The 14,431-nt window shown below is 73.0% G+C and carries 13 protein-coding genes and 2 pseudogenes; 9 read left to right on the forward strand and 6 right to left on the reverse strand.

Features of this window, described 5'->3' with window-relative positions; genetic code table 11:
* The first annotated feature begins 46 nt into the window (after positions 1-46).
* The 3 genes from ACZ7HQ_RS13860 to ACZ7HQ_RS13870 are packed head-to-tail and all read left to right on the forward strand — an operon-like array spanning position 47 to position 2,915.
* Positions 47-802, forward strand: a complete 756-nt coding sequence (locus ACZ7HQ_RS13860) for a (Fe-S)-binding protein (RefSeq protein ID WP_470988990.1) — start codon at positions 47-49, stop codon at positions 800-802.
* Complete coding sequence (locus ACZ7HQ_RS13865) at positions 799-2,277, forward strand: lactate utilization protein B (RefSeq protein WP_470988379.1); 1,479 nt, start codon at positions 799-801, stop codon at positions 2,275-2,277. The genes ACZ7HQ_RS13860 and ACZ7HQ_RS13865 overlap by 4 nt, the downstream gene beginning before the upstream one ends.
* Positions 2,274-2,915, forward strand: coding sequence for a LutC/YkgG family protein (locus ACZ7HQ_RS13870; RefSeq protein WP_470988382.1), 642 nt, complete (start codon positions 2,274-2,276; stop codon positions 2,913-2,915). The genes ACZ7HQ_RS13865 and ACZ7HQ_RS13870 overlap by 4 nt, the downstream gene beginning before the upstream one ends.
* Positions 2,916-2,954: 39 nt before the next feature.
* On the opposite strand, the pseudogene ACZ7HQ_RS13875 reads toward ACZ7HQ_RS13870, so the two are convergent.
* Positions 2,955-3,209 (reverse strand): annotated as a pseudogene (locus tag ACZ7HQ_RS13875) (glycoside hydrolase family 78 protein); the annotation flags it as partial.
* A 153-nt stretch (positions 3,210-3,362) separates the two neighbouring features.
* Between ACZ7HQ_RS13875 and ACZ7HQ_RS13880 the strand changes: the two are divergent.
* Positions 3,363-4,517 carry a betaine/proline/choline family ABC transporter ATP-binding protein gene (locus tag ACZ7HQ_RS13880; protein ID WP_470988385.1) on the forward strand — a complete coding sequence of 385 codons (1,155 nt, stop codon included), beginning with the start codon at positions 3,363-3,365 and terminating at the stop codon, positions 4,515-4,517.
* A gap of 146 nt (positions 4,518-4,663) precedes the next feature.
* Here ACZ7HQ_RS13880 and ACZ7HQ_RS13885 read toward each other — a convergent pair whose 3' ends face one another.
* Positions 4,664-6,595: an NACHT domain-containing protein gene (locus ACZ7HQ_RS13885; RefSeq protein WP_470988387.1), complete on the reverse strand. Its 1,932-nt coding sequence runs from the start codon at positions 6,593-6,595 to the stop codon at positions 4,664-4,666.
* Between the two features lie 189 nt (positions 6,596-6,784).
* Between ACZ7HQ_RS13885 and ACZ7HQ_RS13890 the strand changes: the two genes are divergently transcribed.
* Both ACZ7HQ_RS13890 and ACZ7HQ_RS13895 read left to right on the forward strand, forming a co-directional pair.
* On the forward strand, positions 6,785-7,180 hold the full coding sequence (locus ACZ7HQ_RS13890) for a hypothetical protein (RefSeq protein WP_470988390.1): 396 nt from the start codon (positions 6,785-6,787) through the stop codon (positions 7,178-7,180).
* Between the two features lie 113 nt (positions 7,181-7,293).
* Positions 7,294-7,461 (forward strand): annotated as a pseudogene (locus tag ACZ7HQ_RS13895) (IS982 family transposase); the annotation flags it as partial.
* Between the two features lie 17 nt (positions 7,462-7,478).
* Here ACZ7HQ_RS13895 and ACZ7HQ_RS13900 read toward each other — a convergent pair.
* From ACZ7HQ_RS13900 to ACZ7HQ_RS13915, 4 genes are all read right to left on the reverse strand, one after another.
* Positions 7,479-8,390, reverse strand: a complete 912-nt coding sequence (locus ACZ7HQ_RS13900; protein WP_470988993.1) for an ABC transporter substrate-binding protein — start codon at positions 8,388-8,390, stop codon at positions 7,479-7,481.
* Between the two features lie 128 nt (positions 8,391-8,518).
* The gene (locus ACZ7HQ_RS13905; protein ID WP_470988393.1) at positions 8,519-9,190 is read right to left on the reverse strand and encodes an ABC transporter permease; all 672 of its coding nucleotides are present in this window, start codon (positions 9,188-9,190) and stop codon (positions 8,519-8,521) included.
* Positions 9,191-9,317: 127 nt separating this feature from the next.
* Positions 9,318-10,061, reverse strand: a complete 744-nt coding sequence (locus ACZ7HQ_RS13910) for an ABC transporter permease (RefSeq protein WP_470988396.1) — start codon at positions 10,059-10,061, stop codon at positions 9,318-9,320.
* Between the two features lie 173 nt (positions 10,062-10,234).
* Entirely contained in the window at positions 10,235-10,804 is a 570-nt protein-coding gene (locus tag ACZ7HQ_RS13915; RefSeq protein ID WP_470988398.1) for a TetR/AcrR family transcriptional regulator, read from the reverse strand.
* Positions 10,805-10,958: 154 nt separating this feature from the next.
* Between ACZ7HQ_RS13915 and ACZ7HQ_RS13920 the strand changes: the two genes are divergently transcribed.
* The 3 genes from ACZ7HQ_RS13920 (at position 10,959) to ACZ7HQ_RS13930 (ending at position 14,240) form a co-directional block, all read left to right on the forward strand.
* Positions 10,959-11,816, forward strand: coding sequence for an AAA family ATPase (locus ACZ7HQ_RS13920; protein WP_470988401.1), 858 nt, complete (start codon positions 10,959-10,961; stop codon positions 11,814-11,816).
* Positions 11,813-13,165, forward strand: coding sequence for a vWA domain-containing protein (locus tag ACZ7HQ_RS13925; protein WP_470988406.1), 1,353 nt, complete (start codon positions 11,813-11,815; stop codon positions 13,163-13,165). The genes ACZ7HQ_RS13920 and ACZ7HQ_RS13925 overlap by 4 nt, the downstream gene beginning before the upstream one ends.
* 100 nt (positions 13,166-13,265) lie before the next feature.
* Positions 13,266-14,240: a pyridoxal-phosphate dependent enzyme gene (locus ACZ7HQ_RS13930; RefSeq protein ID WP_470988409.1), complete on the forward strand. Its 975-nt coding sequence runs from the start codon at positions 13,266-13,268 to the stop codon at positions 14,238-14,240.
* Positions 14,241-14,431 lie beyond the last annotated feature (191 nt).

Here is a 14,431-nt window from a genome sequence, read left to right on the forward strand (position 1 = left end):
GCCCACTACCCTGCACTCGTCCGATGACCGACCCCGAGGAGCCGCGATGCGTGTCGCCCTGTTCCTGACGTGTGTCAACGACACGCTCTATCCGGACACCGGCCGTGCCGTGGTGAAACTGCTGACCAGGCTGGGCGTCGACGTCGACTTCCCGAGAGGCCAGAGCTGCTGCGGGCAGGCGCACTACAACACCGGTTACCGCCACGAGGCCGAGCCGCTGGCCCGCCACTTCTCCGATGTCTTCCGGGAGTACGAGGCGATCGTGACGCCCTCCGGATCCTGCGGGGCGATGGTGCGCGAGCTCTATCCCCGGATGGGCGAACGGGCGCGCGCCGAGGGACGCGGGGACTCGCTCGCACGGACCCTGGCACCCGTGGTGCCGAAGACGTACGAGCTGACGGAGTTCCTGGTGGACGTGCTGGGCGTGACGGACGTGGGCGCCTACTACCCGCACCGGGTCACCTATCACCCGACCTGCCACGGACTGCGCAGCCTCGGACTCGGCGACCGGCCGCGCCGGCTGCTGCAGGCGGTCAAGGGGCTGGAACTGCTGGAGTTGCCCGGTGCCGAGGAGTGCTGCGGCTTCGGCGGGACCTTCGCGCTGAAGAACGCCGAGGTGTCGGCGGCGATGGGCGCGGACAAGGTGCGTCACGCCGAGTCGACGGGCGCTCAGGTGCTGTGCGCGGCCGACAACTCGTGTCTGATGCACATCGGCGGCACGATGAGCCGGCTGCGGACGGACATGCGGCCGGTGCACATCGCGGAGATCCTGGCGAGCACGGAGGAGGAACCGGCGGCATGAGCGGAACGTTCGTCGGCATGCCGGCCTTTCCGGAGGCCGCGCGCGCAGCGGTCCACAATCCCACCCTGCGGGGCAATCTGCGGCACGCCACGCACACCATCCGCGCCAAACGGGCCCGTGCGGTAGCCGAGTTGGACGACTGGGCGGCACTGCGTGAGGCGGGCCGCCGGATCAAGGACCACACGCTGCGCCATCTCGACCGCTATCTGGTGCAGTTGGAGGAGTCGGTCACCGCGGCGGGCGGCACGGTCCACTGGGCCGCGGACGCCGAGGAGGTCAACCGGATCGTCGCCGACCTCGTGAAGGCGACCGGCGAGTCGGAGGTCGTCAAGGTCAAGTCGATGGCCACGCAGGAGACCGGGCTCAACGAGGCGCTTCTCGAGGAGGGCATCCGCGCCTACGAGACCGATCTCGCCGAGCTGATCGTGCAGCTCGGCAGGGACCGGCCCTCGCACATCCTGGTGCCGGCCATCCACCGCAACCGGGGTGAGATCCGGGACATCTTCCGCTCCGAGATGGGCGCGTGGGGCCGCCCGGCTCCCGAGGGGCTGACCGACACACCGGCGGAACTCGCCGAGGCGGCCCGGCTGCACCTTCGGGAGAAGTTCCTGCGGGCCAGGGTCGGCGTCTCCGGCGCCAACTTCATGGTCGCCGAGACCGGCACCCTGGTGGTCGTCGAGTCCGAGGGCAACGGCCGGATGTGTCTGACCCTGCCCGAGACACTGATCTCGGTCGTCGGCATCGAGAAGATCGTCCCCACCTGGCGGGACCTGGGGGTCTTCCTGCAGACACTCCCCCGCTCCTCCACCGCCGAGCGCATGAACCCGTACACGAGCATGTGGACCGGCACGACGGACGAGGACGGGCCCCGGACCTTCCACCTGGTGCTGCTCGACAACGGCCGCACCGACACCCTCGCCGACCAGGTCGGCCGCCAGGCCCTGCGCTGCATCCGCTGCTCGGCCTGTCTCAACGTCTGCCCCGTCTACGAGCGGGCCGGCGGGCACGCCTACGGCTCGGTCTACCCGGGCCCGATCGGCGCCATCCTCAGCCCCCAGCTCCGCGGCACGGCAAGCGAGATCGACGCCTCACTGCCGTACGCGTCGAGTCTGTGCGGGGCCTGCTACGAGGTGTGCCCGGTCGCCATCGACATCCCGGAGGTGCTGGTGCACCTGCGGGAGCGGGTCGTGGAGGGCGGCCCGGCGGTACGGCAGGGCAACAAGGTGGTGCTGAAGCCGGCGAAGGGACACGCGGCCGAGCGGGCGGCCATGCGCGCGGCACGCTGGGCGTTCACCCACCCCGGCGCCCTGCGCACCGGCCAGCGGCTCGCCTCCCGCACCCGCCGGCTGCACCCTCGCACGCTGCCGGGCCCGGGCAGGGCGTGGAGCGCCGCCCGGGACCTTCCGCAGGTGCCCGCGGAGCCCTTCCGGGACTGGTGGCAGCGCACGCGCGAGGGAAAGGACGGCGCCGAGTGAGCAGCAGGGAGCGGATCCTGGGCCGGGTGCGAAGGGCACTCGCCGATGTGACACCCGACGACCGGCCGTACGTGGAGGCCGTGCCGCGGGACTATCTGCGCGAGCACGGGGGCCGTACGACCGAGCAGACGGTGGAGCTGCTGGCCGAGAACCTGGCGGACTACCGGGCGATCGTGCACCGCGCCGACGGGGAGGAACTGCCGCTGCTCGTCATGCGGCTGCTGGCCGAACGCGGCTCGCAGGAGGTGCTGGTGCCGCCGGGGCTGCCGCCGGAGTGGATGGCCGCCGCGGACCCGGTGCGGATCCATGACCGGGCGGTGGACACGCCGCAGCGGCTGGACCAGGTGGACAGCGTGGTGACGGGCTGTGCCGTGGCGATCGCGGAGACCGGCACGATCGTCCTGGACGGCTCCCCGGACCAGGGCCGGCGCCGCATCTCGCTCGTCCCGGACCACCACATCTGTGTCGTGCGCGTGCCCGGCCAGGTCGTCTCCTCGGTCCCGCAGGCCCTCGAACGCCTCGACCCCGCACGGCCGTTGACCTGGATCTCCGGTCCGTCGGCGACCAGCGACATCGAGCTGGACCGGGTGGAGGGCGTGCACGGACCGCGGACGCTGGAAGTGATCCTGCTGAGCTGACCCGGTGTCACGGGCGCCGTGCCACCGGGTGACACGGCCGCTGTCCCAGACGTCGGGGCGGCCCAGGGTGAGGCGGCCGGGCGCGGTGGCCACGCGGATGCGGTACACGGTCTGCCGGCGGCCGCGCACCGGCGAGTCCGTGCGCCGGCCGAACCTCGGCGCGTCCGTGTCCACGCCGAGCGGGTCGGTGCGGTGGCCCACGGTCAGGCCGGTCACCGCGTCCCGGTCGGCCAGGGGCGCGGCACCGACCGCGCCGGTGCCGGGAGCCGTGGCCAGAACCGTCCTACGTCGCACTCCGTCAGTCAGCCCGTCATCCCTTCGGCCAGGGAGAGATGTATCGATTCAGAGCAATCGACGATTGAAGCGATCGGCTAGTCGGCACAGCTCGTTTGATTCGTTTCACTGAGCCGGAGAGCATGCCGGGGGCGGCGCCGTTAGCGTGAGGGAATGATCCGGTTCGAGCATGTCACCAAGCGGTATCCGGACGGGACGACGGCCGTGGACGACCTCTCCTTCGAGGTGACCGAAGGTGAGCTGGTCACGCTCGTCGGACCGTCGGGCTGTGGCAAGACGACGACCATGATGATGGTGAACCGGCTGATCGAGCCGACCTCCGGCCGGATCCTCGTCGACGGCGAGGACGTCGCCGGCGTCGACCCGGTCCGGCTGCGCCGCCGGATCGGGTACGTCATCCAGCAGGTGGGCCTCTTCCCGCACCGCACCGTCCTGGACAACACCGCGACCGTGCCCGCGCTGCTCGGCTGGAAGCGGGCGAAGGCCCGGGCCCGCGCCGCCGAGCTGCTCGACCTCGTGGGGCTCGACCCGAAGACGTACGGCTCGCGTTATCCGGAACAGCTGTCCGGCGGGCAGCGGCAGCGCGTCGGGGTGGCGCGGGCGCTCGCGGCGGATCCGCCGGTGCTGTTGATGGACGAGCCGTTCGGCGCGGTCGACCCGGTGGTGCGCGAGCAGCTGCAGGACGAGTTCCTGCGCATGCAGGCCGCCGTGCGCAAGACGGTGCTGCTGGTCACGCACGACATCGAGGAGGCCGTCCGGCTCGGCGACCGCATCGCCGTCTACGGACAGGGCCGCATCGAGCAGTTCGACACGCCGGGTGCGGTGCTCGGGGCGCCCGCGACCGGGTACGTCGCCGCGTTCGTGGGCGCCGACCGGGGGCTGAAGCGGCTGTCGGTCACCGCGATCGAGCCGGACGACCTGGAACAGCCGCCGGTGGCCCGGCTGGACGAGCCCGCCGCACGGGCCGTCGAGCGGCTGCGGGCCGAGGGCGCCCGGTGGGCGGTGGTCCTCGACGCGCACGGCGATCTGCACGGCTGGGCCGGCATCGACGAACTCGGGGCGGCCGGCAGCGTCGGGGACCTGGCCCACCGGATGACCGCGTGGGTGCCGGTGGGCGCGCCGCTGAAGCAGGCGTTCGGGGTGATGCTCCAGTACGACGCCGGATGGGTCGCGGTGCTGGACGGCGCACGCTTCCTCGGCGTGCTCACCCCGGCGAAGCTGCACGAGGCGCTGCGCCGCTCGGTGGACGCGGACGCGCGGGGCGTGGCGCGGGGACAGGTGCCTTTCGACTCGGTGGCGGACGCCTGATGCCGCCGTGACGCTCAGGGGCCAGCTGGGCCTTGAGGGTCTGGTTGACCGACCCGATCAGCTGCCGCGGTGGTTTGAACAGCGCCGATCACACTGAGACTGGACACCCTCGCGCTGTCTGCGCAGCTACCCCCCGGAACAATCACCTAGGCGTCGGACGTGAGAGGGTGCGGGTTGGCCGCCAGCCAGGCCTGCAGTTCGCGGTGACGGAACTGATAGGCCGGGCCGGCCAGCCGGAGCAGGCCGAGCCCGGTGGCCCAGTCCAGGAAAGGGCCGAGCCGGAGCGGCAGCAGTCGGCGGGAGGCCAACACGAAAGCCAGGTGGAGTTGGTACAGGCCGCCGGTGGCGGTCAGGGTGATGAACACGCCCTCGGCGGCGCCGAGCACCGCGATGTCGTGGGCGTCGTGGCCGAAGCCGAACGGCGCGCCGACTCCGGTCAGCAAGCCGCCGACCACGCCGGCCACCAGGTCCTCGCGCAGTACGGTGCGGGGGGAGCGGGCCGGTTTGGAGGGGTTGACGTAGGACACGGCCGCCAGTGTGGACAGCGGCATCAGGACGGCCGACACCAGTGGCAGGTGGCCGGGGAAGAACTGGTGGAGGAATGCGGCGGCGCCGACCGCCATCAGCAGCAGCAAGACCAGCGCGGGCCAGGTCCAGCCCGTCATGCTGAGCCGCAGGCTGCGCGGGCGCCGGGCGAACTGTGTGCGGGAGAAGCCGAGCGCGAGCAACCCCCACACCCACATCGTGGACACCAGGTCCGCGTAGGCCGGGTGGTCCAACGGCAGGAGCGGGGCGAGGAATCCGAAGATTGTGCCGACCAGCAGGATCGCGACCGTCTGGACCTGGAGTGCGAGCCGGGGGCGCATCCGCCAGAGCTCGTGCAGGGTCAGCACGGCACGGGACTCGGTGCCGCCGGCGGTCTGCAGGTGCCGGGCGAGCTGGTGGAGCCAGCGGTGCACGTCCGCCGGGTGGTAGCGCGCGGTGGCCGCCGGCAGCGCCGGGTCCGGCTTCAGAAGCGCGGGGATGTACCGGTTCAGCAGGTGCCGGTCGAGCTTCTCGGCGTTGCGGAACCGGGTGAGTTCGCCGGGGTCGCCGTCGGTGGCGTAGCTGCGCGCGACCAGGCAGAGCCGCCAGGGAGTGGAGAGCAACTGGGCGAGCGGTGAGCGGGGTTGCGCGGCCAGCCGCTTCAGCAGCGGCTGCCAGCGGTCCTGCTCGGCGGCCCGCTCGGTGAGGTAGGCGAGGGCGGTGGCGCGCTCGATCGGCTCGACCTCGATCCGGGCGGCGTGGAGCAGCCGGCGCGCCTCGGGGTCGTGCTGCCCTTGTGCGAGCGCGTCGTAGGCCTCCGAGCGGCAGGTGAGGATGACCGCGCCGTGCTGCAGCCCCTTCTGCAGGGCGTTGATCGCGCGCAGTGCCGCCCGGGCCCGGGGGGCGGCCGGATCGGGTCTGCCGTTCGCCAGCGGCGGATCCATCTCGTCCAGACCGTCCAGAACGGGCAGCACGCGCTGCTCGCCGACCAGGCGGCGCGCCTTCCGCTTGGTCCAGCGGTAGGTCTTGTGCAGGTAGTCGGTCAGGAAGTCGGCGAGGCCGACTCCGCTGGGCCAGTCGGCGAGGGGTATCCGTACCGGGACGGGGTCGTCCGCCCCGCGGTCCTGGAGCAGCGCGATCATCAGCTCCATCGCGAGCACCGTCTTCCCGGCACCGCCGGCTCCGGTGATGACCAGTCGGCCCGGGTCGAGCTCGCGGTAGTACTGGGCGATGCCCGGAGTGTCCGTCGCTTCGGTCAGCTGCCGGCCGGCCGGGCCGGCCTTCCGGGCCGCCCGGCCCGGCTGGGTGACGAGCGTGTAGCTCAGGTCGATGCGCTGCAGCGAGTGCCCCAGCAGGCGGCGGCACTCGCTGCCCTCCAGGTGGAGCACCTGCTGGGCGAGTTCGGCTGCCCAGTCCTGCGGCCCGGGCAGGTGACGGATGAACACGTTGCCGGCCTGGATCAGGTCGCCGTTGGTGATCGTGCCGCTGAACCGGTTGTTGACCTGGAGGGTGGTCGGTGTGCCGCCGGGGATGCTCCGGCGCCTTGTCCGCACCCTGTGCACCTTGGTCGGGCGTTGCGTTCTCGGTTCCATGGCGTTCCCCCGGCCATCCGGTCCCGTCGACTGCACCGGACACTCTATGGCAGGTACACACTCCGGTTCGCCTGATGGCCCATCAGCCCGGCCGCCTGAGCCGTAGGGTTGGGGTGAAGGCTCGACAGGGAGGGGTGCACGGTGGATCCGATGACGGTGACCACACTGCTCGCGGCGTTCGCGGGCGGGGCCGGCGGCGAGGCGGGCAAGCGGGCGCTGCAGGGGGCCCTGAAGGTGGTGCGACGGCCGTTCCAGCGGCCCGCGCACCTGCCGACCGCGAGCAGCGGGGAGGCGGAGCTGGTCGCGCTGCAGCAGGCGCCCGGTGATCCGGCACTGGCCCAGCAGCTGAGCATCGCGCTGGGGATGCGGGCGGCGCTGGACCCGGAGTTCGCCGGTGAGCTGTCGGCCTGGGAGGAAGGGGCGAAGCAGGTGCGGGACAACGGCGACGTGGTGATCAACACCATCAGCGGCGGTCACTTCAGCGGTGTGACGATCCAGGCCGGGAGGGTCAACAACGTCCAGACCCCGCCGGGCAGGCAGGGCTGACCGGCGTCCGGGAGGCGTGACCGAGGGCCCGGCCCCCTGCGGGTGGGTTCTCCCGAACGTCATAGCTGACGTTCTCAACTTCTCCGCTCGCCGCGAGGGTCGGCGAACGCGTCGCCGGGCAGGACCTGGTCCGCAGGCGGACCGACCAGATCCCGCTAGCGGACATGAACTCCTACGGGCGCGCGTGCGAGCGCGAGCCGGCCGCCAGGGGCCCGCGGCTGCTGCGGCCGGCCCGCAAGGGCGAGCCCCCAACTGCGATCACTGACCGCCTACGACCACTGACCTTGGAATCAATCATCTAGGCCTGCAGGCCCTTCTCCTTCAGGTAGGTCCGGGCCACGTCGGCGGGCAGCCGGCGCCAGCTGTCGACCTGCTGGTTCATCCCGGCCAGGTCGCGCGTGGTGAGGACGTCGTTGAGCGTGCCGAGTGCCCTGGCCACGCGGTCGCTGCCGGCACGGGAGCGGTTGACGACCGGGACCACGTAGTCGGCGTTCTGCAGGTGTCTGTCGTCGGTGAGCAGGACCAGGCCGAAGGAGTCGAGCGTGGCGTCCGTGGTGGTGGTCAGCACCATCTGGTCCCGGCCCTCCTGCACGGCTCGCTTCGCCTGCGTGGTGCCGACACCCTTGGGGTCGACGCCGGTCACGTCGATGCCGTACACCTTCTTCAACCCCGGCTCGCAGTACGGTCGTTGCACGCACTCGTCACCGGCGGCGAGCCGTACCCGCAGCTTCGCGGCGCCGAGGTCGCTGAGGGTCTTGAGGCGGTGCTCGCGGGCGTAGGCGGCGCTGACCGCGAAGGCGTTCTGGTCGACCGCCCGGCCGGGCGGGAGGACGGTGAGCCCGCGGGGCTCGGCGAGTGCGCGCAGGGCGCTCATGGTGGTGGCGAGGTCGGGTGAGCCGACCGGTTTCGCGTCGGCGCCGTGGGTCTTGGCGTTCAGCCAGTCGGCGAAGGTGGCCGCGTACTCGGGCACGACGTCGATCTGGCCGGACTCCAGCGCCGGTTCGTACAGCTCCCGGTTGGCGACCGTGAGGATCGAGGTCTTGTACCCGGCCCGGTTCAGCAGCTGCGCGTACATCTGGGCGAGCAGATCGCTCTCGGTGAACCCGGCCGAGCCGATGGTCAGGTGATGACTGTCGCCGGGCGGCGCGGTGACCTGACCGCGGTCCTCGAGGGAGGGGCCGGTGGAGCAGGCGGTGACGGTGAGGAGGATGAGGACGGCGAGGAGGGCGAGGAGGCCTGGGGGACCGTGCCCGGTACCCCCGCCAACCCCCGCCACCACCCGCCCGGCGTCATCCCCCGGGCCGGTCGCCGGTCGCGCCGTGCTCCTTCCCGCAGCGGTCACCGGTCACCCCTCGACCAGGTCGGCGCCAGTCTCTCGGCGAGTTCGAAGGCGGCCTCGACGAGGAGTGCGAACCCGGCGACGAGGAGGGCGCCGGCGACCACCTGGGGCGTACTGGCGAGGTTGAAGCCGGCGGTGATGATCCTGCCGAGGCCGCCGCCGCCGGCGAGCGCGGCGATGGTGGCGGTGGCGACGAGCTGGACGGCGGCGATCCGCACCCCGTTCAGGACCATGGGCAGCGCGAGGGGCAGTTCCACGCGCAGCAGCATCTGCCGTCCGGTCATCCCCATGCCCCGGGCCGCCTGGACCACGCCCCGGTCGACCTCGCGCATGCCGACGTACGCGTTGGTGAGCAGCGGCGGGACGGCGAACAGCACCAGGGCCACCACCGTGGGCCCCTCGCTCCACCTGCCGACCGGAGTCAGGAGCAGCAGGACGAGGACGGCGAAGGTGGGCACGGCCCGGCCGACGTTGGAGATGTTGACGGCGAGCGCACCACCTTTGCCGAGGTGGCCGAGGACCAGGGCGACGGGCAGCGCGATCAGGCAGCTGAGGAGGAGGCAGGCCACGGTGAGCAGCAGGTGCTCGAGCAGCCGGTGCCGGACTCCGTCGGCGCCCGACCAGTGCGCGGGGTCGGCCAGCCAGTCCCAGGTCGCGGTGAGCGTGCTCATGCGCGCCCCGCCCGCGCCCGAGCAGCACTCACGCCCGATCCGCTCCTTGTCCGGGGAGCACTCGTACCCGATCCGTCTCTTGTCCGGGGAGCAGTCATACCCGATCCGCCCCATGTCCGGGGAGCGCTCATACCCGGCCCGCCTTCGTCCCGATGGATCTGAGGCGTGGCCGCCCGCGCCGAGGAGGCACGCGTGCGCGGCCCGCCCTGGACCAGGGCGTGATCAGCCACTGCACGCCCAGCAGGAAGAGGTCGGCGGCGACGGCGATCAGCACGCACAGGACGGACGCGGTGAGGACCTGGGCCTTGAAATAGGTGTTCATGCCCGCGTAGATGAGGTTCCCCAGGCCGCCGAACCCGACGATCGCGCCGACGGTGACCAGGGAGACCGCCGAGACGGTGGCGATGCGCAGGCCCGCCATCGCGGCGGGCAGCGCGAGGGGCAGTTCCACGGTGAGCAGCAGGCGGATCGGGCCGTAGCCGAGGCCGCGCGCGGCCTGCCGGGTCTCCTCGGGGACCGCGCGCAGGCCCGCGAGGATGTTCCGGACGAGCAGGGTCAGCGAGTACAGCACGAGCCCGGCGACGACGAGCGTGGCCGAGAGACCGTACAGCGGCAGGAGCAGGGAGAACATCGCGAGCGACGGGATCGTGTAGAGGATCGTCGTCACCGCGAGGACCGGCCCCGCCGCCCAGCCCCAGCGGCGGGCCAGCACCGCGAGCGGCACCGCGATCAACAGGCCGATCAGGACCGAGAGGAACGTCAGCTGGAGGTGCTGGACGACCGCGTCGAGGACGATCTGGCGGCGGGTGCTCAGATAGGCGCCGCAGATCCATTCGTTGCGCGCGAGGCAGTCGTCCGGGGGCGCGGTCACGGTTTCATTGGACCGGGTGGGCGAGCGGACCGGCGCGCTGTACTGGCCCGTACGGGTGTAGCTCTGCCGGGAGAGCGGCGAGGTGCCGTCGTGCGGGTGCGGCGCCGTCGCGGCCGGTCGCGCCCTCCCGACGGTGACGCAGGTCAGGCGCAGCCCCGCGCGCGTCCGGGGCGCTACGCCAGCCCAGCCGCGTCCAGCAGGGCGGTCACCGTCGTCGTCGCGAGTCCGCCGGTCAGGTCTTCCACCTTCGCGCCGGCCCGGGCGCTCGCGCCGTCGAAGACCAGCAGCAGCTGGCGGGCGAGCAGGTCGGGGTCACGGGCGCCGCCGCGGTCCGCCTCGCCGCGGAAGGTCGCGCCCAGCCGTTCCTTGACCACGCGGGCGACCGCGCTCGCCGGGTGGTCCGGGTCCTTCAGCTCCACGAGGACCGCCAGATAGGGGCAGCCGTGGTAGTCGGCGGCCACGGAGGCCTGCTCCAGGCGTTCGAAGACGTACAGGATGCGCTCGCGCGGGGTGGCCTCCGGGTCGGGGTGCGTGAGCTGGGCGTCGTACCAGGGGATGCGCCGCTCCAGGCTCGCGGCCAGCATCGCGTCCTTGCTGTCGAAGAGCTGGTACATCGACCGCTTGGAGACGCCGGCCTCCCGGCACAGCGCCTCGATGCCGACGGAGACGCCGTCGCGGTACGAGAGCCGGGCGGCCGCGTCGAGCAGCCGGTCACGGGGGGACAGCTTGTCTGTGGAGGCCATGCAGCGAGGTTAGCCGGACGGCGGACGAAAGGAAACCGATCGGTGTATACCGCCCGGGCCGGCCGAGCGCCTTCCGCCGGAACCCCGTGACAGAGACGCTGAACAAGCGCTTAGATAGGACCCGGATCCCGCTCCCGACCCGCCGGAGGCCCCGTTGTTCACGTCCGTCGACGACGTCTCCGCCCGCCTCGCCGAGACCGGCTACCTCGCCTCGCCCGCCGTCGCCACGACCGTCTTCCTCGCCGACCGGCTGGGCAAGCCGCTGCTGGTCGAGGGCCCCGCCGGGGTCGGCAAGACCGAGCTGGCCAAGGCCGTCGCCCAGGTGGCCGGCGCCCGGCTGGTCCGGCTCCAGTGCTACGAGGGCGTGGACGAGTCCCGCGCGCTGTACGAGTGGAACCACGCCAAGCAGCTGCTGCGGATCAGCGCCGGCCGCGACGAGAACTGGGACGAGACCCGCACCGACATCTTCAGCGAGGAGTTCCTGCTCCCCCGCCCGCTGCTCACCGCCATCCGCGGCGACGAGCCGACGGTGCTGCTGATCGACGAGACCGACAAGGCCGACGTCGAGATGGAGGGCCTGCTGCTGGAGGTGCTCAGCGACTTCCAGATCACGGTGCCCGAGCTAGGCACGGTCACCGCGACCCGCCGCCCCTTCGTCGTCCTCACCTCCAACGCCGGCCGTGAGCTGTCCGAGGCGCTGCGCCGCCGCTGTCTGTTCCTGCACATCGGCTTCCCCGAGGAGGAGCTGGAGCGGCGGATCGTACGGCTGAAGGTGCCGGGCCTCGGCGCTGCGCTGGCCGAGTCGGTGGTCCGGGTGGTCGGGGCGCTGCGCGGGATGGACCTGCGCAAGGTGCCGTCCGTCGCCGAGACCATCGACTGGGCGCGCACCCTGCTGGCGCTGGGCGCCGACACCCTGGACGAGACGGTCGTACGGGACAGCCTCGGCGTGATCCTCAAGCACCAGGACGACATCCAGAAGGCGGCGGCCAAGCTCGACCTGGACGCGCTGTGACCGCGGTCGCCGAGCGGATCACCGGGCTGGTCGGTGCACTGCGCGCGCACGGCGTGCGGATCGGCACCGGTGAGAGCGTGGACGCGGCCCGCGCGGTGGAGGCGCTGGGCCTCGCCGACCGGGAGCTGCTGCGCGAGGGGCTGGCCGCGACCCTGCTGCACGGCCCCGGACAGCGGGGGGTGTTCGACTCCGTCTTCGACCTGTACTTCCCGCGCACGGTCGGGGGCCCACACGGCCCCGGCGCGGACCGCGACGAGCTGCGCGACCGACTGGCCCAGGCGCTCGCGGCCAACGACCAGGCGTTGATGGCGCGGTTGGCGGCAGAGGCGGTCGACGGCATGGGTGGGTACGGCAGTTCACCCGGCTCCGACGGCTTCTCGGCGTACCAGACGCTCGACCGGCTGCGCCCGCAGACCCTGTTGGCCCGGGTGCGGGCCGATGTCCGGGGCGGGGACGGGAGCGGTGGCGGCTTCGCGGACCGGCTGCTGGACGACGAGATCCGGCGCCGTATCGAGGAGTTCCGGCGGCTGGTCGGGACGGAGGCGCGGCGCCGGGTCGCCGAGCGGCGCGGGCGGGACGAGATCGCCCGGCGCGGCGTTCTGCCGACCGCCGACCGGGTGGACTTCCTGTTCGCGGGCCGGGACCAACTGGCCGAGTTGCGCAGGGCGGTTCAGCCGCTCGCCCGCAAGCTGGCCACCCGGCTGGCCGCGCGCCGCCGCCGGGCCGCACGCGGCACCGTCGACCTGCGCCGCACCCTGCGCTCCTCGCTGTCCACGGGCGGGGTGCCGATGCGGCCGGTGCTGCGCCGGCGCCGCCCGGTCCGGCCCGAACTGGTGCTGCTCTGCGACGTGTCCGGCTCGGTGTCCGGCTTCTCGGACTTCACGATGCTGCTGGTGCAGGCGCTGCACGACCAGTTCAGCAAGATCCGGGTGTTCGCCTTCGTCAACCGCCTGGACGAGGTGACAGGGCTGCTCGACCACGGCCGCGCCGACCCCGACGGGCTCAGCGCCCGGATCCGCGCCGAGGCCACGCTCACCGGGTGGCACGGCAGCAGCGACTACGGCGTGGCGCTGGGCGAGTTCGCCGAGCGGTACGGCGGCGCGGTGGGCCCGCGCACGACCGTGTTCGTCCTCGGGGACGCCCGGACGAACATGAGCGACCCCAACCTGGCCGCCGTACGCGAGGTCACCCGGCGGGCCCGCCGCGTGTACTGGCTGAACCCGGAGCCACGCGCCCAGTGGGGCACCGGCGACTCGGCCGCGCCCGCCTACGCCGACCTGGTCGAGATGCACGAGTGCCGTACAGCCCGCCAGCTCAGCGCGCTGATCGCCCGCCTGCTGCCGGTGTGATCGACTGGTCCCGCACGCCGCGATCGGCGCCAGGTCCGCACGGACACCGGCGGCCGGTCCGCACCGACCAGGATCTCATCCGCACCGAAGGACGTACACCATGAGCCACTCCCCCGTCCCTCTCGGCACGTTCCCCACCCCCGTCGAACCGGCGCCCCGGCTGGCCGCCGCGCTCGGGCTCGGACCCGGGGACCTGTGGATCAAGCGGGACGACCTGACCGGTCCGGGCGGCGGCGGGAACAAGATCCGCAAGCTGGAGTGGGCGGTGGGCGCGGCCCTCGCCGACGGCGCGGACACGCTCGTGACCACGGGTGCCCCACAGAGCAACCACGCCCGGCTGACCGCCGCGGCGGCCGCCCGGCTCGGCCTTTCCGCCGTCCTCGTGCTGCGCGGCGCCCCGGGCGCCTCCCACTCCGGGAACCTGGCGCTGGACGGGCTGTTCGGGGCGCGGCTCGCCTGGGCCGGGGACGTGGACCGGGCGGGGCTGGACGCCGCGGCGGCCGAGGTGTGCGCACGGCTGCGGGCGGCCGGTGCCCGGCCCGCGCTGGTCCCGTTCGGCGGGTCGAGCGCGCTGGGCGCCCGTGGCTACGTGCGCTGCGGCGAGGAGCTGGACGAGCAGCTGCCCCAGCTGCGCACGGCGGTGGTCGCGCTCGGCTCGGGCGGCACCATGGCCGGGCTGGTCGCGGCCCTGGGCACCGGTTCGGTGCTCGGCGTCGACGTCGGGGCCCTGGCCGACCCGGCCGCCGCCGTGGCGGAGTTCGCCGCACCGCTCACCGCGGAGGAGGTCACGGCCGAGGGGCTGCGGGTACGCCGGGACCAGGTGGGCGCCGGGTACGCGACCCTGACCGGCCCGGCGAGCGAAGCGCTCCGGCTCGCCGCCCGCACCGAGGGCCTGGTCCTGGACCCCGTCTACACGGCCCGTGCCCTGGCCGGCCTCCGCGCGGCCGTCCAGGACGGCGACGTACGGCCGGGCGAGAAGACGGTGTTCGTCCACACCGGCGGCCTCCCCGGCCTGTTCGGCCACCCGCACGCCGTCACCTTCGCGGAGGAGGGGGCGACGGCCTTCGAGGGGTGAGGGTGCTCACGGGGGCGGGGGCGGAGCGACCACGGGGGCCGCGCAACGAGGGAACGGGGCAACGACGGGTGTCGGCCCCCGGCAGGTGACCGCCCTTCGAACGGGGACCGTCCGGCCCTCCCACGTGTCAGGGCGCCGCGAAAGGCGACACCCTCCTCCCCGGTGACGGCAGCACCTCCCCGGTGACGGCG

The organism is Streptomyces sp. NPDC037290, assembly GCF_055603245.1.